At 60.3% G+C, this 18,456-nt stretch carries 13 protein-coding genes; 1 reads left to right on the forward strand and 12 read right to left on the reverse strand.

Annotated elements, in window-relative coordinates; translation table 11 throughout:
• Nucleotides 1-5: 5 nt before the first annotated feature.
• Nucleotides 6-2,831 (reverse strand): AAA family ATPase, encoded by a 2,826-nt coding sequence (locus tag CQ015_RS08890; protein ID WP_105649925.1) that lies wholly within the window; start codon nucleotides 2,829-2,831, stop codon nucleotides 6-8.
• 249 nt (nucleotides 2,832-3,080) lie between these two features.
• Between CQ015_RS08890 and CQ015_RS08895 the strand changes: the two genes are divergently transcribed.
• Nucleotides 3,081-4,283, forward strand: a complete 1,203-nt coding sequence (locus tag CQ015_RS08895) for an acetyl-CoA C-acyltransferase (RefSeq protein ID WP_105649926.1) — start codon at nucleotides 3,081-3,083, stop codon at nucleotides 4,281-4,283.
• Between the two features lie 163 nt (nucleotides 4,284-4,446).
• On the opposite strand, the gene CQ015_RS08900 is transcribed toward CQ015_RS08895, so the two are convergent.
• The 11 genes from CQ015_RS08900 to CQ015_RS08950 form a co-directional block, all read right to left on the reverse strand.
• Nucleotides 4,447-5,664, reverse strand: a complete 1,218-nt coding sequence (locus CQ015_RS08900) for a cytochrome P450 (protein WP_105649927.1) — start codon at nucleotides 5,662-5,664, stop codon at nucleotides 4,447-4,449.
• A gap of 14 nt (nucleotides 5,665-5,678) precedes the next feature.
• Entirely contained in the window at nucleotides 5,679-6,695 is a 1,017-nt protein-coding gene (locus CQ015_RS08905; protein ID WP_105649928.1) for a PDR/VanB family oxidoreductase, read from the reverse strand.
• Nucleotides 6,696-6,891: 196 nt separating this feature from the next.
• Nucleotides 6,892-8,151, reverse strand: a complete 1,260-nt coding sequence (locus CQ015_RS08910; RefSeq protein ID WP_105649929.1) for an acyl-CoA dehydrogenase family protein — start codon at nucleotides 8,149-8,151, stop codon at nucleotides 6,892-6,894.
• Complete coding sequence (locus CQ015_RS08915) at nucleotides 8,151-9,209, reverse strand: phosphotransferase family protein (RefSeq protein ID WP_105650028.1); 1,059 nt, start codon at nucleotides 9,207-9,209, stop codon at nucleotides 8,151-8,153. The genes CQ015_RS08910 and CQ015_RS08915 overlap by 1 nt, the downstream gene beginning before the upstream one ends.
• A gap of 5 nt (nucleotides 9,210-9,214) precedes the next feature.
• On the reverse strand, nucleotides 9,215-10,324 hold the full coding sequence (locus CQ015_RS08920; protein WP_105649930.1) for an ABC transporter substrate-binding protein: 1,110 nt from the start codon (nucleotides 10,322-10,324) through the stop codon (nucleotides 9,215-9,217).
• Between the two features lie 47 nt (nucleotides 10,325-10,371).
• Entirely contained in the window at nucleotides 10,372-11,376 is a 1,005-nt protein-coding gene (locus CQ015_RS08925) for an NADPH:quinone oxidoreductase family protein (RefSeq protein ID WP_219844301.1), read from the reverse strand.
• A 3-nt stretch (nucleotides 11,377-11,379) separates the two neighbouring features.
• Nucleotides 11,380-11,601, reverse strand: a complete 222-nt coding sequence (locus CQ015_RS08930) for a biotin/lipoyl-binding carrier protein (RefSeq protein ID WP_105649931.1) — start codon at nucleotides 11,599-11,601, stop codon at nucleotides 11,380-11,382.
• A gap of 2 nt (nucleotides 11,602-11,603) precedes the next feature.
• On the reverse strand, nucleotides 11,604-12,998 hold the full coding sequence (locus CQ015_RS08935; protein WP_105649932.1) for an acetyl/propionyl/methylcrotonyl-CoA carboxylase subunit alpha: 1,395 nt from the start codon (nucleotides 12,996-12,998) through the stop codon (nucleotides 11,604-11,606).
• 11 nt (nucleotides 12,999-13,009) lie between these two features.
• On the reverse strand, nucleotides 13,010-14,569 hold the full coding sequence (locus CQ015_RS08940; RefSeq protein ID WP_105649933.1) for an acyl-CoA carboxylase subunit beta: 1,560 nt from the start codon (nucleotides 14,567-14,569) through the stop codon (nucleotides 13,010-13,012).
• A gap of 40 nt (nucleotides 14,570-14,609) precedes the next feature.
• Nucleotides 14,610-16,793, reverse strand: coding sequence for an acetate--CoA ligase family protein (locus CQ015_RS08945; protein WP_146114042.1), 2,184 nt, complete (start codon nucleotides 16,791-16,793; stop codon nucleotides 14,610-14,612).
• A gap of 329 nt (nucleotides 16,794-17,122) precedes the next feature.
• Nucleotides 17,123-18,031: a LysR family transcriptional regulator gene (locus CQ015_RS08950; RefSeq protein ID WP_105649935.1), complete on the reverse strand. Its 909-nt coding sequence runs from the start codon at nucleotides 18,029-18,031 to the stop codon at nucleotides 17,123-17,125.
• Between the last annotated feature and the right edge of the window lie 425 nt (nucleotides 18,032-18,456).

Raw genomic sequence — 18,456 nt, forward strand, 5'->3', positions numbered from 1 at the left:
GCTGACTAGGACATTTGAAGATCGCCGCGCTCATAGGCCACGATCAGTTCAACGCGCGACGGGTATCCGCTTTTGCGGTAGAGCTTGGTCAGATAAGCTTCAATGGTTTTATTGCTGTAGCTGAGTATTTCCGCCAACTGCTTATTGCTCAGCCCCTCGGCCAGCATGGTGACCAGCTGGCGTTCCACCGCGGTCAGCTTCCCACTCTCTGCGGGGCGGCTGCCGGTTCGCGCTATGAGAATTCCGTGATCTCGGGCGGCCGCTTCAACGCGTTTGAGCCATAAGGCCGCTTCCATGTTGTTGAACTTCTTCCACGCCGAGCTCAGGTTTTCCTGCACCTCACGCCCTGCCAAAGCCAGCGCGTACTGCCCTTGCGCCCCCAGGAATTCATCACCCTGTGCGTTGGCCCTGTTCACCATTATTTCTGCTGCATTAAGCTCCAGCCGGCATAGCGAACCGGACACACTTGCCAAGCCTCGGTCTCGTGGCATCTTGGTGTGCTGTGCATGTGCGGATAGTTCTTCAGCTAGTTTCCGGGCTTGGCCTTTCATGGAGCTGGCCAGATAGGCTTCGATCAGACTTGCGCTGGCCAACGAGATCACCTCATTCCAACCATGCTTCTGCGCATGCTCCAGCTGCTGTTCCAGCACTGGGATTGCTTGCTGCGTGCGTGCCATCGCCACGTCAAGTCCGGCTGCCGCACTCTGCCAGAGGGCAAACTCGCTCGTTCCCACAACGTGAGGTTTATTGCGTTCCAGCACTTCTTGTGCCCGGGCAAATTCAGCTCGGCCCAGCAAGATCTGGACTTCCACCATCCGCAGACGGGCCAGGTTGCTGCGAAGTCCAGAGAATTCCAGGTGCACCGCTTCCTGGGCAATGGTGTGCATTGCCTGGGTCCACTGGCCCTGCTGAAACAGGGCGAGACAGCGGGCCAACCCTGCCTGTCCACCAATATCTTCGAATCCCGCCAACAACGAAGGCTTCTGGGAAAGCTTCAACAAGCGGATGCTGTTCGCGGTGTCTGATGCTAGCGCGGCGTTATGGGCCGCCGATTCAAAGGCGCTGGTCCTAGCCCCACTGGGTAATTCCAGATCGTTGTGTCCCAGTTCTTCCAAAGAACTAACCGCAGTTCCAAGCTTGTCAAACGTTCCAACGCTGCATTCGGCCTGCCCCAGATAGGTGTAAGCGATCACTTGATCCGCGGGCGGGCAACTTGCAACCTGCTCCCACGCTTGGGCCATCAGCGACCGGGCTTGTTCATTCTCCCCGAGCCGGGCAAGCATTGCTGCCCGCTGGGCCAGATAGGCTGCCGGGTTCAGCACATGCGGTAACTGCTGGACAAGTAAATCATCGGCTTGTCGCAGTTGCCCCATCGAATTAAAACAATTCACCATGGTCGCCACCGTGCGGTCCAGGCTCCGCCCCGGCTGCAGGACATCTAGTGCCCGCTGCCCGGCAATGATGGCTTGGGTGGGCCGAGACCCTTTCCAGTAGGCAATGGACTGGCGGCTGAGCGCTTCACCGATCTGCTGGCTTCCCGGGGGAGTCAACGCCAGAGAACGCTCATACCAACGCGCGGCTGACAGCGGCGAGGTCCGAAGCACCTGGTCCGCGGTGCGCAAAGCGGTGCTGATCGCGGTGGCATCGCCACGAGCGGCGCCCTCTACCAGATGCCGGTCCCGTTCCAGCTGCGTCATGCGCAGCCGGGGTGCGCCCACCGAGGTGTGCTGTGCAATGGCGGCGTGGATGGTGCGCCGGATCGCCGGCCCGATCCCTTCATAGAGCAGTTCGCCAATGAGCGGGTGGCTAAATTCGTACCATCCTCCGGTGGTCTCGCTGAGCGCACCCGTTCCCACCAACGCATCAAAGGAACTGGCCACCCGGCGCGAGGAAAACCCGGTGAGCTGTGCCAGCAGCGGCAAGTAGTCCAGGTCCACGCGGCCACAGACAGCAATGTGCCGGGCGACCTCAAATTCGGTATCGGTGCTGGAAAAAACCCTGCGTAATAACGCCTCCCGACGTGAGAACATGGGAGGCGAGTCATCGACCAGGTACGCCTTGGACTGCTCAATGCGTACCGCTCCGGCACTTTGTAACGCTCGAAGTGTCTCCTGCACCAGCAATGCGTTGCCACGGGTGCGTTCGGCAAGATACCCGCACAACCGGGCTTCCGGTTGGGCTCCAAGAAGCGTGGCGGCCAGGGCCGCGAGGCTGTCGTCCGCGGCAGGGTGAAGCTCCAGCACAGTGCCTTCATGCTCGCTGACCAAATGGCCTATAGTGGCGTGCAAGGCCTGGCCGGTACTCCACGGGGAGGTATGGGAGGCGAAGACCAGCATGAGCTTGCGTCCCACAAGATGCCGTGCTGCCAGCGTCAAAGCCACCAGACTGTCTTCGTCTGAAAGGTGCGCATCGTCAATGACTAACAGCACCGGTGCCGCAAAACTCAAAGAACGCACCAAACGTGTGAAAAGCGTCAGGGGCGGACTGCGTAATTGCGTGGAAGGCACCTCGGCGGTGCTGGTCATGGCCAGGTCGTCCAGCGCAAGCTGCAGTTGTTCACTGATCACGCGGACGTCTGCGGGTAACTCTGAGTTTTCAACTGTCGCAGCGACATTGCGCAAGGTCGCATAGGCGATGTCCTGGTCGTAATCGTGAGCAGCTGCGTACATGGTTCGCCATCCGGCGTGGTCTGCGCGCGCAATCAGTGAGCGCAGCAACCGCGTTTTGCCGATGCCGCCTTCGCCGTGAATGAGAAATGTTGTTCCCGTGCCGGTCCCGACATGATCCATGGCGGCATCCAGGCATGCCCGTATTTCACCATGAATATCCATGCCAGCAGTCTATCTTCCAACCCGGACCGGCGTGCGCTGCAGGTCACATAGCTGGCAGTCCCGGCAAAGGAGACAGGGCCCGCGGTCAGCACTGCACACACCCCTAGAGCCGTATGCTCAAAAGTCTAGGAAGATCCCCATAGCGGCGCGGTACTGCGCTCTGACAAGCTGATACACAAGTGCTCGCGGAAGATTGCAAGACGAGCAAACTCAACATTTTCACTTCTTTCCCCAGCCAAAGGAATCAGTATGCGTCAAGCAGCGATTGTTTCGACAGCTCGCACCCCGATAGGAAAGGCCTATCGCGGTGCCTTCAACAACACCTCTGCACAAGAGCTGGCTGGCCACGCCATTTCTGCGGCAATTGAGCGAGCTGGCATAGCCCCGGAGACGGTGGAAGACGTAATCCTCGGGTGCGCCGTGCAGCAAGGCACCACCGGATCAAATATTGGCCGGCAGGGCGCGTTGCGCGCCGGGCTGCCTACCAGCGTACCGGGGCAGAGCATGGACCGTCAGTGCTCCTCTGGACTTATGGCAGTGGCCACCGCGGCTAAGCAAATCCTCGTTGATGGCATGCAAGTAGTCATCGGCGGCGGGGTGGAGTCCATTTCACTGGTTCAGAACGAACATCTGAACAATTACCGGCGCCAGGATCCGTGGATTGAAGAGCACCGTCCGGGGACCTACCTGCCGATGCTCCGCACTGCGGAACTCGTCGCTGAACGCTACGGGGTCAGCCGCGAACGCCAAGACCAGATGGGGGCGGCCTCCCAGCAGCGTGCGCTCCATGCGCAACAGCACGGAATATTCGCTCAAGAGATCGCTCCGATCCAGGTCACCACGCTGAAGACCGACAAGGAGACCGGTGAAGTCAGCGAGTTTGTGCAGCTGCTGAGCCATGATGAGGGAATACGTCCGGGAACGACTGAAGAATCATTAGCCGGACTTCGCACGGTGCTAAAACCCGGCGAGTTCACCGCGCAGCCCACGGTGACCGCGGGCAATGCCTCGCAACTCTCCGACGGCGCTTCGGCTCAGGTTCTGATGGACAGCGGATATGCCGCGTCATTAGGTTTAACCCCGCTGGGTTTTTACAAGGGCATGACGGTGACCGGCTGCGAACCGGATGAAATGGGTATCGGTCCGGTCGCCGCAATCCCCAAATTGCTGCGCCTGCACGGCCTGAGAATCGAAGATATCGGAATTTGGGAACTCAATGAGGCATTCGGCGCGCAGGCGGTCTATTGCAGGGACTTCCTTGGCATCGATCCGGAGAAAATGAATGTGAATGGCGGAGCCATTGCCCTGGGCCACCCCTACGGAATGACCGGTTCGCGCGCGTTGGGCAGTGCCCTTTTGGAAGGCCAACGACGTGATGAGCAGTTCGTGGTAATTTCAATGTGTGTCGGTGGCGGAATGGGCGCTGCAGGCCTCTTCGAGGTCGCGCGCTAACGGACCGCGAAAGTACTTTCACTAAACCTGGCCGGTCGGCTCATTCCCGTGTGGAGATGAACCGACCGGCTTGGCCGTTTGCCAGTTGGTTATCGGCCCCGCGCAGCACCGAAGCGTTCCTCACTGGATTTTCCGGTGAGGAACGCTTCGGTGGCAGAAATCTTTAGCTAAGGGTCAAACGCAGCGGCACCGCGCCCCACCCGCGCAAGGCGTTGTTGTGGTTGTACTCAACTTCTCCGGACAGCTCAATGCGTTCCACGCGTTCTATCAGCTTCTCCAGCAGGCAGGCTGCCTGGAGGCGCGCTGCGTGCTGGCCCACGCATTGGTGGATTCCCATGCCGAAGGCCAGGTGCCCTGACGGATCACGGCTGAGATCAAATTTGTCCGGGTTCTCCCAGCGGCGCGGATCCCGGTTCGCTGCCCCGTAGCTGAGCAGCACGCGGGTTCCCTCGGGAATCACATGGGAGCCGATGCGCACATCGGTCCCCGCCTTGCGGAACAGGTACTGCACCGGGGCAATCCAACGCAGCGACTCATCAAAGGCAACGCGGGCCAAACCCGGATTCTCCTTCAAGGCAGCCCACTGGTCGGGGTAGGTAGCTAGTGCATAGAGCAATCCGGTAATTCCATACACCGTAGTGTCCACTCCCGCACTCAGCAGGGAACGGGTCAGCAATGGAGCGAATTCGTGGGTGATATCCCCGCGGTCGGCGGCGGCCCAGATATCTGCCCCGAACCCCTCGGGCTTCAACGCATCACGCTGGCATTTATCGTTAGCCCACTGGCCTAGTTCTTCGGCCCGGCACTCGCCTTTTTTATACAACTCGTTGCGCGGTCCTCCCGCGTTGAAGATATGGTCCGCATAGGGAACCAGGTTTTCGCGCCCTTCTTCGGAAATGCCCGAGGCATCAGGGAAGAAGTTCACCGGCATCACCGAGGCAATATCATGGTAAGCGTCAAGTTCCACCTGGTCCCCGCCGGCTGCGCCTTCGAGCAGCGGAGAAATCACCGAGTCCGCACGCTCCAGGCAGGATTCCCGCAGCGCCCGCAAGGCTCTCGAGGAGAGGATCTCTTGCAGCACCTCGCGCGGGGCATCATGTTCTGGCGGATCCATCTGCAGCAGACCGCGAGCGCGCCATGGTTCGTGCATGCCTACACCGGAGCCGGAAATCATTTCCTGCCAGTTCTCCAGCGTGCTCGTGAGTTCCGCAAAGCGTCCAATGGCGTACACCCCGTATTGCGGCAGGTAGGCGACGGGCCCGGCTTCACGCAGCCGTTCCTGGAAAGGCAACGGATCTTCAAGGTTCTCAAAGGAGAACGGATCGTCCTCAAGTTTCGGAGCGCTGGTGTGGTGCGCAGGGCAATTTGAAATAGTCGACATGGTTTTCCCTTACCTTAAAGATCCAATACGAGACGGTCGGAGACCGCACGCGAAACGCAGACAAACATTCGGTCGTTTTTCGCCCGTTCGCCGTCGTTGAGCAACGAGTCCCGGTGTTCCGGAGTGCCGCGCAGCACGCCTACCTCACAGGTTCCACAGACCCCTTCCATGCACGAGGCAAGCACCGGAATGCCAGCATCCGAAAGGGCGGAGAGCACCGTCTCATCTGGCTTCACGGTGACCGTTTTCTTGGACACCTCAAGCTCAAGTTCAAATGGCTCGGTGCGCACCGGGGCTTCCAATGTTGCGGCCACGAAACGTTCAAACCGTACCGCCCAGTCCGGCCAGTTCGCAGCGGCGCCCTTGACCGCGTTGAGCAGCGGCTCCGGTCCGCAGCAGTACACCCGCCCGCCTTGCGGCATGGTTTCCAAGAAGCTCAAGTTCAGATGGCCCATTTCATCCTGCGGCCAAATGGTGACTTTGTCTGCATAGGCTTCAAGCTCTTCAAGGAAGGCCATGGAATCTCGGTTACGTCCGCCGTAATGCAAATACCAGTCGATCCCCAATTTTTCGGCTGCGGCAATCATTGCCATGATTGGCGTGATCCCAATTCCTCCGGCAATGAACTCGAACCGTTCGGCTTGGGAAAGAAGAAAATTGTTACGTGGGGTGCCAACGGTGATCAGATCCCCTTCGGCGAGCACCTCATGGATGTAGCGTGAACCTCCACGGGAATTCGGCTCATTGAGCACCGCCACTTCGTAGGCATTCGGCTCCCAGCGATCCCCGCACAGCGAGTAGTGCCGGGAGAGCGATTCCCCCTCGGATACCGGCAGCACCAACTCAATGTGGGCGCCAGGGCCCCAGTCCGGAACACGCGCCCCGTGAGGATCTTCGAGACGCAAGCGAACCACGCCCTCGGCGAGCAATTCCTTGCGGGCCACGCGTAGCGACCGAACGCCAGGGCGGCTTCGATTGGGCTGGGCGGCCGCAGATTCATCGGTCTGGTTCGAGGCAACATTAGTAGGCATGAGTAGAGCTTGCTCCTTTTGAATAGCTGTAAGCAACATCACACGACCTATCGTCGCGATAGATCACTCTTGCACCCCTTCGGGAACCAGGTATCGCGCCGCTCATTTGAGGTCATGCACGGAGTCCTGAAAGTGCGGGGCGTGCGAAAGATCCTCCGCCAGCTTGCTGGCGGAGGATCTTTCAGCCGAAAAGAGCTTAGCTCACCGGCTGCACACTGCGTTGCGTCAAAGCTTCGCGACGTGCCCGCTGGGCCTTGAGCTCATTTCGAGCCAAGGCGTTCTTGTGCACCTCATCAGGCCCGTCGGCGAAGCGCAGGGTACGCACGTATGCCGCGGATTCGGCAAGGATGAAGTCCTGGGACAGCCCGCCGGCCCCATGGACCTGGATCGCCTTATCGATGATCCACTCCACTGCTGCTGGTGTGGCGATCTTGATCGCCTGGATTTCGGTATGAGCACCCTTATTTCCCACGGTGTCCATCAACCATGCGGTCTTGAGCACCATCAGACGCAGCTGTTCAATGCGGACCCGGGACTCGGCAATCCAGTCACGGATCACCCCCTGTTCGCTGAGCTGCTTGCCGAAGGCGACTCGAACATCGGCCCGCTCGCACATCATGTCGATGGCACGTTCGGCCATGCCGATGGCCCGCATGCAGTGGTGTATACGGCCAGGGCCCAGACGGGCCTGGGCGATCGCGAACCCTTCGCCCTCGCCGCCGATGAGGTTGCCCACCGGAACTCGGACGTTGTCGAACAGCACCTCCGCGTGCCCACCTGAGTGGTTATCGCTGTAGCCCAGAACTTCCATGGCACGCACCACGGTCACCCCAGGGGTGTCGCGCGGAACCAGGATCTGGCTCTGCTGGCGGTGGCGGTGAGCGGACGGATCGGTTTTGCCCATGACGATGAACAACTTGCAATTGGGGTTCATCGCACCAGAAATAAACCACTTGCGCCCGTTGATAACGTAGTCATCACCGTCGCGTTCAATTCGCGTCTCCACGTTCGTGGCATCCGAAGAGGCCACATCCGGTTCGGTCATCGCAAAAGCCGAACGGATTTCGCCTTCCAGCAGGGGTCCAAGCCACTGATTCTTCTGCTGTTCGGTGCCGAACATTGAAAGCAGTTCCATATTTCCGGTATCCGGAGCGGAACAGTTCAACGCCGCAGGCGCCAAGAACTTGCTGCGACCTGTAATTTCGGCCAATGGCGCATACTGCAAGTTAGTAAGCCCTGCTCCCTCTTCTCCCGGCAGGAAGAGGTTCCACAGGCCGCGGCGTCTGGCTTCGGCCTGCAGCCGCTTCATCGTGGGAGAATCCGTGAACGCGTGGGTATTTTCCATGCCCGCTAGCTCTTCGGCGTACCCAAGTTCTGCGGGGTACACGTGGGATTCCATAAAATCGGTGAGCTCCACCATCAGCGCTTCAGTGCGCTGGTCATGTGCGAATTCCATTACTTGTACTCCTTCAATGATTCAAGGCCAAGCTCCAGTAGCAGTGGCACGGTGTTTCCACTATCTTCAAATCCTTCGCCGACCATTTGCCCATTCAGGTACCGGTAGCGCACGCCTTCGGCGATGCCTGCCAATTTGAAGCAGGCCAGCCCCAGATGGAAGCCGAACCCGTCCAGTGACCGGCCGCTCTCCCGTTCGTAGATGGACATGATCTCTTCTTCCGAAGGGTATCCATCGGCCAAGGTGACATCCTTTTTGTCCGGATCGGCAGAATCCCAGGTTGAGATGATGCGTGCCCGGCGCTGGTAAGTGAGCATCAAGGCCAGATCCAGCAATGGGTCCCCCAAGGTAGCCATTTCCCAGTCAATGACCGCCGCCGGCAGATCATCGGGCCCCATCAACACGTTGTCCAGGCGGAAATCACCATGCACAATGCCTGTTGCTGATACGGCGGGAACCAGCTGCACCAGTTTGCTGTACAGCTCCTCGGCTCCGGGAAGCTCCCGGGTGAAGGAAGCATCCAGCTGCTTCTTCCACCTGCTAACCTGGCGGGAAAGGAACCCTTCGGGCCGGCCGAAGTTTTCCAGTCCCACCGCGCCAGGGTCGACACGGTGCAGCTTCGCCAAGGTGCGAATCAGTTCGGTACCGATATCCGCGGTGCGTTGAGCACCCAGCGTGCTGACCTCTGCTGCATAGCGATAAGGCACGCCGGCCACGCGTTCCATCACGTAGAAATCTGAACCCACCACGTCTTTGTCACAGCAGTAGGCGATCATCCTGGCCACCGGGACGTCCGTGGACTCCAGGGCAGTCGCGATCGTATATTCGCGGCGCATATCATGGGCGGTAGCCATGATTTCGCCCAGCGGCGGACGGCGGATAATCCAGTTATTCACGCCATCGCTGAGGTCATAGGTCAGATTTGACCGTCCGCCTTGGATCAACGAGGCACTGAGCGAGCCCGTGACCAAGCCCGGACACTCGGTATCCAGCCAGCGGCGCAGTTTCTCCAGATCCAGTCCGGTCGGTGAGAGAATGGTTGTTGAATTTTCACCCATCACGTTCACGCCCTCGCAAATTCGGGAACGAGCGTCTCATAGCTGATCTGCCCCTTCTTGATGCTTCCGAAACTCTGCGCAACCGCCGCCATCTGGGCCACGGTCTCCTTCTTGGCCTTGAATAGCTCCTGGAGGTTCGGGGCAATGGACTGGGCGTAGTGCTCAATATAATCGCGGGCGATATCCGGGGCTGAGTTCGCCAGCGAACTCTTATTCAGCAGTGCCGCTGCCTCATCTGGTTTGTTCAGGATCCACTGATGGGCATCCCACTGGCATTCCAGCCACTGTTTGACCAGATCCGGCTGCTGCTGCGCCATCTCTTCGCGCACCGCAACCGCCAGTACGGCTTGTTCACGCAACTTCGCTGGGACGTCTTGTTCGGCGAAGTCCAGCAGCACCGAACCTCCTGATTCCTTGGCAACATAGCGCGTGGAGGTCCACTGCACCGTCACATAGGCGTCCACGCGCTTCTGCTTCAGATTCGGGATGGCGTTTGCCGTGGTTCCCACCGCCAGTGCGGTGACGTCCGAGTACTTCATACCGGCTAGTTCCAACGCAAGTTTCAGTTGCAGGTCGCTGCCGGAACCAACACTCGTCACCCCGACCTTCTTGCCTTTCAGCGAGGCCATTTTTTCCTCGAAGCTCGCCGAAGCCGGCGGAGCCGAGAATCCTTCGCCGGTGACAATTCCATAGGAGGTCTCGGGGGTGCGGAAACCGATGAGTACCGGTCGTTTACCTTCGGAGCTATTGGCATGCGTTGCCATCAGCAGGCCGGTATCGGATGCCAATCCGTCAATGGCCCCTGCCACCAGCAGCTGGTAGGACTGCACACCACTTTGCGGGGTCAGATGCTTTGGAACATCAAGTCCGTGGTTGGCATAATCCTTGTTGGCCAGGTTCGCCGTGTCGATGAAGAATGAGTCACCGGGGAACGCTGCCACACCAAACTTTGTCAGGTCACCAGCTGCGGACCCACCGCACGCGGTCAGCAATGACGCCGAGCCCACAGCGGCAGCTCCAAGCCCGACAAATTTCAATAACGAGCGGCGAGATGCCGCGCCGTTGAGCATCTGCAGCCCGCCTGCAGCGGGCCTTGGGTTTCCTGAGTCAAACATTTCTACTCCTGTAATGTGATGCCTGCGGTGAATACGTGCATTGAGCTTTAAGCGGACTCCATGACTACTCGGCCCACTGTCTGTCCATCAGCCAGCCGTTGCAAGGCCTGGGGAACTCCGTCCAGGGTGAATCGTTCAGAAACGAATGGGCTGATCAGACCCGCATCCGCCAACTTGAGCAATTCGGCATGGCATTGATCCACCAGCTCTGGTTTACGGTCGTTATACAGGCCCCAGTGGATCCCCATAATCGAGTAATTCTTCACCAGTGCATGGTTGAGTTTTGCGCCCTGGATTTCGCCGCCGGCAAATCCGACCACGATAATCCGTCCTTCGAAGGCAATGCATTTGGTGGACCGCTCATAGGTTTCTCCGCCTACCGGGTCATAAATGACGTCCGCGCCGCGGCCGCCGGTGGCTTCCTTCACGATCTGCACAAAGTCTTCGCTCCGGCGGTCGATCACCAGATCGGCACCGAGCTTTCGCGCATATTCTGCCTTGGCTTGGCCGCCGACCACACCGATGACCCTGGCACCGGCGGCTTTGCCTAATTGGATGGCGGCGGAGCCCACGCCGCCGGCAGCTGCATGGACCAGCAGGGTCTCTCCCGGTGCGATGCGTGCCAGCCGGTGCAGGGCAAACCATCCGGTCTGGTAGCCGATAAAGAGGCAGGAGGCTTGGGCGTTGTCCAAGGAGGAAGGAGCCTGATGCACCTTGGACTGATCCATCAGCGCATACTGGGCAAACCCTCCATAGGGCAAGGTAGTCAAGCCCAGGACCCGATCACCCACCGCGGCGCGAGTCACCTCGGGGCCGATGGCCACCACCTCGGCACAGACCTCCCGCCCAGGGGTAAAGGGTAGCTCTGGCTTCACCTGGTAAATGCCGCGGCACATGAGGACGTCGGGAAAATTTGCGGCCGAGGCAAGAACACGGACCGCGATTTGGCCGACACCGGGTGTTGGCGCGTCGACATCACGCAGTTCAAGGACCGATGCGGGTTCGCCCAGCTCGGTGACCGACCAGGCTTTCAGCGTGCTTGGAAGAGCCATGGCTTACTCCTCCTCGAAGTCGAGCAGTGGTTGCCCACTAGCCACCACATCACCTTCGACCACATGGACACGCAGCACGGTACCGGCTTCCTCTGCCATCACCGGAATCTCCATCTTCATGGCTTCAAGGATCAAGAACACCTGGTCCTCTTCGACATGCTCCCCTTCTTTGACCAAAATCTTCCAGACGTTTGCTCCCATGTCTGAATTGATTGTCTCTGCCATGATCAGGCGCTCCTCTGTGCGAGTTTTTCGAGTTTTGCTTGGGCTTTGAGACGCTGCTGGATTGTTTCAACCAGCCCGGTATCGTAATTCCCGGCAATGAATTCTTCGGTATCCAAGATGGATTTCAGGAAGGGCTGGTTAGTCACCAATCCTTGGATGGAAAAATCATCCAGGGCTTGCCGGACACGTTCCAGGGCTTCCTCACGGTTCTCGCCCCATGCACAGACCTTGGCTAGCAGTGAGTCGAAGTGCTGGGTGACCTCGGTGTCTGCCTGATATCCGGAATCCACGCGGATGCCCGGACCCGTTGGCTCGTTCCATCCATCGATGGGGCCGGGGCGTGGGAAGAATTTTTTCGGGTCTTCCGCGCAGATCCGCAATTCAAATGCGTGGCCTTGCTGCTGCGGGGCAAAGCCGCTGGTAGTGCGGCCCGTTGCGGCAATGCTCAGCTGCTGCTCGATCAGATCAACACCGTGGGTCATCTCGGTGATCGGGTGCTCCACTTGAATACGGGTGTTCATTTCAAGGAACACAAAATCACCGCTGACGGTGTCCAGCAGGAATTCCACGGTTCCCGCGTTACGGTAGCCCACCGATCCGGCCGCCGCGATCGCGGCTTCACGCAGCTGTTCGCGAACCGCTGGGTTCAGGTGCGGTGCCGGCGATTCCTCAATCAATTTCTGGTGCCGGCGCTGCGTGGAGCAGTCACGTTCACCGAAAGCGATGATGGTGCCGTCGTCCAGGCCGAGGACCTGAATTTCCACGTGGCGGGCCGAGGCGACAAAGCGTTCAACAAAAACACGGTCCGAGCCGAAGCTGCGGCCGGCCATCGATTTCGTGTTTTCGAAGGCCGCCCGCAGCTCCTCCGAGGTGTGGGCTACGGCCATGCCGATTCCGCCACCCCCGGCGGAGGCCTTGACCATGACCGGGTAGCCGACACGTTCGGCTTCAGCCACTGCCTCGTCACCGGTTTCCAAGGCTGCCCCGGCATCCCCGCTGATCGGCACTCCGGCCTTGTCCACCGCACGGCGGGATTCAACCTTGTCACCCATCACCTCGATGATTTCGGCTGAGGGCCCGACCCAGGTCAGGCCGGCTTCGGCCACGGCCCGGGCGAATCCTGCGTTTTCGGCTAAGAACCCGTAACCCGGGTGCACCGAGGCCGCGCCCGTTGCCTGGGCGATCTTCACGATCTGCTCAGCATCCAGGTACGCCTGTACCGGAATCTCACCGGTCAGCTCGACCGCTTCGCTGGCTTCGGCCACGTAGGGAAGGAATGCGTCAACCTTGTGGTAAACGGCGATGGTGCGGACGCCAAGCTGGTTGGCGGTGCGGATGATGCGCCGGGCGATTTCGCCGCGATTGGCAATCAGCAAACTTTCGGGAAAAGCACTCATGGTTCTGCTCCTTAGAAACTCGTTGGCCAGGTGCGCAACAGGTGCTCTCCAACACCGTTGCTCCGGGCGCGGTAATGGTCGTTCAGCGCGCCGAGGATGTAGTCGCGGGTCTCGGCAGGATCGATGACCTGCTCGAATCCGAAGACCTGGGCGGTATCATAGGCAGTGGTGCCCTTGTTCATTTCCGTCAGGCGCAGCTCGTAGAGTTCGGGATCGCTTTCCTTGTCGATGCCGTGAACCACCGAAACGGCGGAGGTCGGATCCATGAAGCTGACCTCCGAAGACCACCAGCCTGCGGTGGAATCTGCGGTGCCGCCGCCACCCATGTTGATCAGCGCCTGGCCGTAATTCTTGCGCATGGTCACCGCGATCTTCGGAACTGTCACCAGTGACAGGGCATTCATCCAATTAATGATCTTGCCCGCGACCTTGCTGCGTTCGGCTTCCAAACCGATGAGGAACCCTGGCTGATCCACCAGATGGATGATCGGGATGTTGTACGAATCGCACATCACCAAAAAGCTCGTGGCCTTGTCGCAGGCCGCCCCGTCCAGCGCGCCGCCCTTGAACTGCGGGTTGTTCGCGATGATGCCCACCGATTGCCCGCCGATGCGGGCCAAGGTGGTCACCAGGGATTTGCCGTAGCGGGCCTTGATCGGGAACATCGAGCCGGTATCAACGACCAGTTCGATGACCTTGCGCACATCATAGGTTTTGGTGCGTTCTTCGGGGACGATGCCGCGGATCTCATCTGCGCGGTCCCCCGAACCGGAGGGGACCGGCGCCAACGGTGCGGTTTCCCCATTATGCGAGGGCAGGTAGGACAGGAAGCGGCGGATCAGCTCGACGGCTTCTTCATCGCTGGAGGCCACCGCGTCGGCAAATCCGGTGACTTCCGAGTGCATTTTCCAGCCACCGAGCTCTTGCGGGTCAACCTCTTGCCCGGTAGCGCGCGCAACCAGGTTGGGGCTGGAGACCGCGAGCACCGCCCCCTTGCGGAAGACCGCGAAGTCCGAGGCCATGGTGTGCCAGGCGGCCGAACCAAAGCAGTAGCCGAAGGCGGCCGATACCCACGGGCTTTCACGCTGGCGCAGGAAACGGGTCTTCCCGTTGGCACTGCCCATGCCGGAGCCGCCCATCGCATCAGGCATGCGCACCCCGGTGGATTCGGACAGGTAAATCAACGGCTGACCGGTTTTGACTACCAATTCCTTAAAATGGGACATCTTCTTGTTGCTGGTGGGCGACGATGATGACCCCTTGACGGTGAAGTCATAGGCTATGACGCTGGCGCGGCGGTTATCGATCTGTCCGCTGCCGGTGATCTTTCCATCGGCGGGCGTCTTGTCCCGGTCACCGGGGACCGAGGAGGCGACAAACAACCCCGATTCACGGAAGGTGCCCGGGTCCAGGAGCAAGGCGATGCGTTCGCGGGCGTTGAGTTCGCCCTTGGCCCGCCGGGCTTCGAGCTTCCTGCTTCCGCCCATGGCCAAGGCGGCCAGCCGGCGGTTTTCATGCTCCTGCTCGCGAGTGAGATTTTCATCCTCGGGCTTGGTTGCTTGCTGTGTCATGTTTTTGATCCTTCGTGGTGCTTCGCGGGGCCGAAGGCTTCTATCGGCTTTGTTCAAGTACTGCTCGCGCAGCAAGGGCTGCGTCTTCAAAGGTGGGGAAAACCGGGATGCCGGCGGTGCGGGCACGGTGCGCATAGCCGTCGATGAGCTCTTCGGTTTGCGCGCTGCCGTCGCTTTTGAGCACCAGCAGCTGGTGGGTTTGCCCCTTCGCTGCATCGCGGGCGGTGGCCATGGACTCGATGATGTTTCCGCTCACGTCCCCATGGGTGGCCCCGAGGTTGCGTTGGATAATTCCCACGTTCAGGTGGGTTATCAGTAGCGACGGATTGCTCCCGGCCAGGACCGCACCGAGGATGCCGGCGGCGACCCGGCCATTTTTGACTGCCAGTGTTCCGGCCGGCACGTCGATCGGGTTGTGGAAGCCATTGCCCGGCGGCAAATCCATGGATTCAAGCTGGTCAATGACTTCTTCTGGAAGCGCGGAGGTGCGCACCCCTTGGCGGTCCAGTGCGTCTGCTCCCAGCACCGAGGCCCCGCCGCCGTTACCGAACAGCACGGCCTCGGAACCGGTGAGCTTGACCGACATGTCCAAGGTGGATAGCGCATGCAAGGCGGTGGAGAAATCGGTGAGCGAATCCACCAGGGTGATTCCCCCCTGGCGGGCGATAGCCGGCCAGAGCCGGTGGTTGCCCGAGAGCGCACCGGTGTGGCTGGTGGCGGCCCGCGAACCTTCGGCGGTGCGTCCGCCGGCCAGCAGTACCACCGGCTTGCGGTGCGTGGCGGCGTTGAGCACCTCCATCACCTCGCGGGCCACTGCAATCGATTCGAGGTAGAGGCCGATCACCTGAACCTGATCATTCTCAAGGTGGGAGGCGACTAGTTCTGCGGCGTTGACGTCGGCGCTGTTGCCGATGCTGACCACCGAATGGAAATCGATGCCGCGCATCGCCCCGACCCGCAAGATGTCAACGCTCAACCCACCCGACTGGGAGACCACCGCGGTGCTCCCGGGGGTGAGCGGCGCCTCGGGAAGAAATGAGAGACGACCGGCGGAAGCGTGGGTGCCCAGGCAATTCGGTCCGATCAGGCGGATTCCCGCCGCGCGCACGGTGTCCACCAGCTCGGCTTCCAACACCTTGCCCTCGTCGACCTCGCCAAAACCTGAAGAGATTACCTGGGCGAAACGCACCTTGCCTGCCCCGGCGGCCAAGGCCTGGGCAACCCGTGTTCCGGGCATCGCCACGTAGGCATAGTCGACCGGTTCGGCGAGCTCGGCCAAGGAGGCGATTGCGGGCAGCCCCTCGATGGTGTCCGCGCCGGGGTTGACCGGGATGATGGTGCCAGTGAACCCGTTGGCCGTCATATTGCGGATGAACCGGTTTGCCATATTGGGGCGCTTGCCGCTGGCCCCGACGACGGCGACGCGCCGGGGGGCGAACAGCGCGGAAAAATCGGTGGCGGCCCCGGCCTGCACCGTGCCGGAGAACGCCGGGGCCTGCTCGGCCTCCCCCACCACAAACCTGGCGTCGACGGCAACCGCTCGGTTCTCCGAGACGATGACCGGGTTCAGGTCGATCTCGCGTACCTCGGCGGGCAGCGTGGCCAGCAACCCGGTGGGCCCGGACAACCGCGAAATAAGTTCAACCAAGGCGTTGACATCTGCCTTGACGCCACCACGGGCGCCGTTGAGGATTTTCATCCCGCGCAGTTCACTGAGCATGCCGTGGATTTGGGATTCGCTCAGCGGGGCCAGGCCAAAGGCGACATCTTCGAAGACCTCAACCATCACGCCGCCCAAGCCGACCATCACGCTCCAGCCCAAACCTGGAACACGAACCGCGCCGACGATTATTTCGTGGCCGGCGGGAATCATCTCTTCGACGAGCAGCCCGGCAAGCTCGTGGCCGTGAGCCGCGAGCGACTGGCTCATGGCGGCGCCGACCGCATCGATTTCACTGTGCACTACTCCCACGCGGACGCCGCCGGCGTCGGACTTGTGCACCAGGGTCGGGCAGATCGCCTTCACCACCAACGGTTCACGCAGGTTCGCCGGTGCTTGCTGACCGAGTGAAATTTCTATGCCCCGCGGGGTGTCAATTCCGAAGGCGTCGAGCACAGACTTGCCCTCGGCTTCGGTGAACATCGCGGATTCCCGGGTCTTCGCCTGGGCGATGAACTCCTCGACGCTGCGTGCGTTACTCGTCTTTGCTGTTTCGACTGACAACTAACTACCTCACTGGACATTGGAGCTGAGCGCCGATTCATGCGCTAAGTGTGTTCCAAGTCTCTCTGGGGTTCGCTAGCGTGTGAAGCCGAAATACGCTGGCACGGTGATATGACTGCGCTATCGACACCCTTATCGCCACCGCTGCAAATCATAGACTTACAAGTCAAGTAATCTTTAGTCGTTTCCCTCAGGGGGACTCGTCGGGTGGCGGGCAGCCCGCGGCGGTACCCGACCCAAGACAAGGACAGCCCGGTACCTGCGCCGAGCAGGTACCGGACTGTCCGCAGATGCCAACTGGCAACGCGTCATGGGCGCCGCCAGAAGAGTTAGAAAGCTGCTGATTTTGCCGTCTCGCGCAGCAAGCGTAAGAACGCCTGCACCGCCGAGGAACGGGACTCATCCTTGCGAACCACGACGGACAGCTTCGCCGAAGCCCAAGGGTAAGGCAGCGGTATCAAAGAGATCCCACCACCGCTTTGTGTGGAGTCGAGCAAGGTATTGGCAATCGAGACGCCCACCCCGGCGCGTGTCATGGCCCGCGTTGCCTCGGCATTAGGTGTTGTGTAAACGATCTTGGCTTCGACGCCCTCAAGCAAGCTCTCAAAAGCCACACGGAGGATGCTTGATTCGGCCGGGAAGATCAATGCCTGGCCTTCCAGATCCTGAGGATTAAAATCGTCTTTGAGTGCCAACGGATGATCTTCGTGCACCGCCAGCACCAACCTGCCGGTCAGCAGATCCATGTGATGCAGTAGTGCGCCTTCCCCGGCGGTCAGTTCAATTCCGGGAAGCCGGGTCACGAGCCCCACATCAAGATTGCCTGCCAGCACTCCTTGAACCACTAATTTCGAAGGTCCCTCGTCTACGTCGAAACGCACGTTGGGAAATTCTGTCAGCAGGCGTTTGACGGTGCGCGGCAGGATCGTTTGGGAACCCGAGGGCACCGTGCCCAGCCGGACGGTACCTAATTTAAGTCCGCCGATAGCACTGGCTTCCTCGCGCAACATCCGCTCGGCCAGCACTGCGGCTTCCACATGAGGCAGAATTCTTTCAGCCGCATACGTCGGACGAACGCCCTTGGCCCCGCGGGTTACGAGAATGACACCCAAGTCCTCTTCGAGCCGCTGGACCTGGTTGGTGATCGTCGGTTGGGAGATATCCAGCTCCTTGGCCGCTTGGCGGAACGAGCCTGTCCGCAACGCTGCTTCCAGATATCGTAATTGTGCAAATCTCAAGAATGCGTCTCCTCGTTGAGCGCGATCTAACCCGGCCGCCAGATGACGTTACCGCGATCACATTCGTTTAGTTCAATTGTCACATGGCTTCACGAGGCATCACCGGTCCGCACCGGAAAGTTTACTGCGCAGAGCCGGCGGGAGGCACCCACGCAGTGAGGAATATTCCCGAGGCGACCGCGTTGATCCGAATCCCACGTTGCTCCCGCTGCAAACGTGGGCTGCGAACCCTTGCGCAACCAGGGGAGCCAGCACAGCGAGTGGTCGCTTTGGCTTCCGCGCCGCACCCACCACCAGGATTTCCCCATCATCGGGCCGGCAGAGCCCCAGAGGCTCGATTTCTCCAGCCGGAACAGGATACTGCGGGTGAGAAGATTGCCAGGTGCTTCCCTTTATTCAACGCCGCAGCCCGGAAAGCTGAATCG

The sequence above is a fragment of the Arthrobacter sp. MYb221 genome (assembly GCF_002979835.1).
Taxonomy (GTDB): Bacteria; Actinomycetota; Actinomycetes; order Actinomycetales; family Micrococcaceae; genus Glutamicibacter.

What these genes read in the sequence shown, in the direction of transcription:
- CQ015_RS08890 (WP_105649925.1), bottom strand. Translation starts at nt 2,831, where the DNA reads ATGGATATTCATGGTGAAATACGGGCATGCCTGGATGCCGCCATGGAT.
- CQ015_RS08895 (WP_105649926.1), top strand. Translation starts at nt 3,081, where the DNA reads ATGCGTCAAGCAGCGATTGTTTCGACAGCTCGCACCCCGATAGGAAAG.
- CQ015_RS08900 (WP_105649927.1), bottom strand. Translation starts at nt 5,664, where the DNA reads ATGTCGACTATTTCAAATTGCCCTGCGCACCACACCAGCGCTCCGAAA.
- CQ015_RS08905 (WP_105649928.1), bottom strand. Translation starts at nt 6,695, where the DNA reads ATGCCTACTAATGTTGCCTCGAACCAGACCGATGAATCTGCGGCCGCC.
- CQ015_RS08910 (WP_105649929.1), bottom strand. Translation starts at nt 8,151, where the DNA reads ATGGAATTCGCACATGACCAGCGCACTGAAGCGCTGATGGTGGAGCTC.
- CQ015_RS08915 (WP_105650028.1), bottom strand. Translation starts at nt 9,209, where the DNA reads ATGGGTGAAAATTCAACAACCATTCTCTCACCGACCGGACTGGATCTG.
- CQ015_RS08920 (WP_105649930.1), bottom strand. Translation starts at nt 10,324, where the DNA reads ATGTTTGACTCAGGAAACCCAAGGCCCGCTGCAGGCGGGCTGCAGATG.
- CQ015_RS08925 (WP_219844301.1), bottom strand. Translation starts at nt 11,376, where the DNA reads ATGGCTCTTCCAAGCACGCTGAAAGCCTGGTCGGTCACCGAGCTGGGC.
- CQ015_RS08930 (WP_105649931.1), bottom strand. Translation starts at nt 11,601, where the DNA reads ATGGCAGAGACAATCAATTCAGACATGGGAGCAAACGTCTGGAAGATT.
- CQ015_RS08935 (WP_105649932.1), bottom strand. Translation starts at nt 12,998, where the DNA reads ATGAGTGCTTTTCCCGAAAGTTTGCTGATTGCCAATCGCGGCGAAATC.
- CQ015_RS08940 (WP_105649933.1), bottom strand. Translation starts at nt 14,569, where the DNA reads ATGACACAGCAAGCAACCAAGCCCGAGGATGAAAATCTCACTCGCGAG.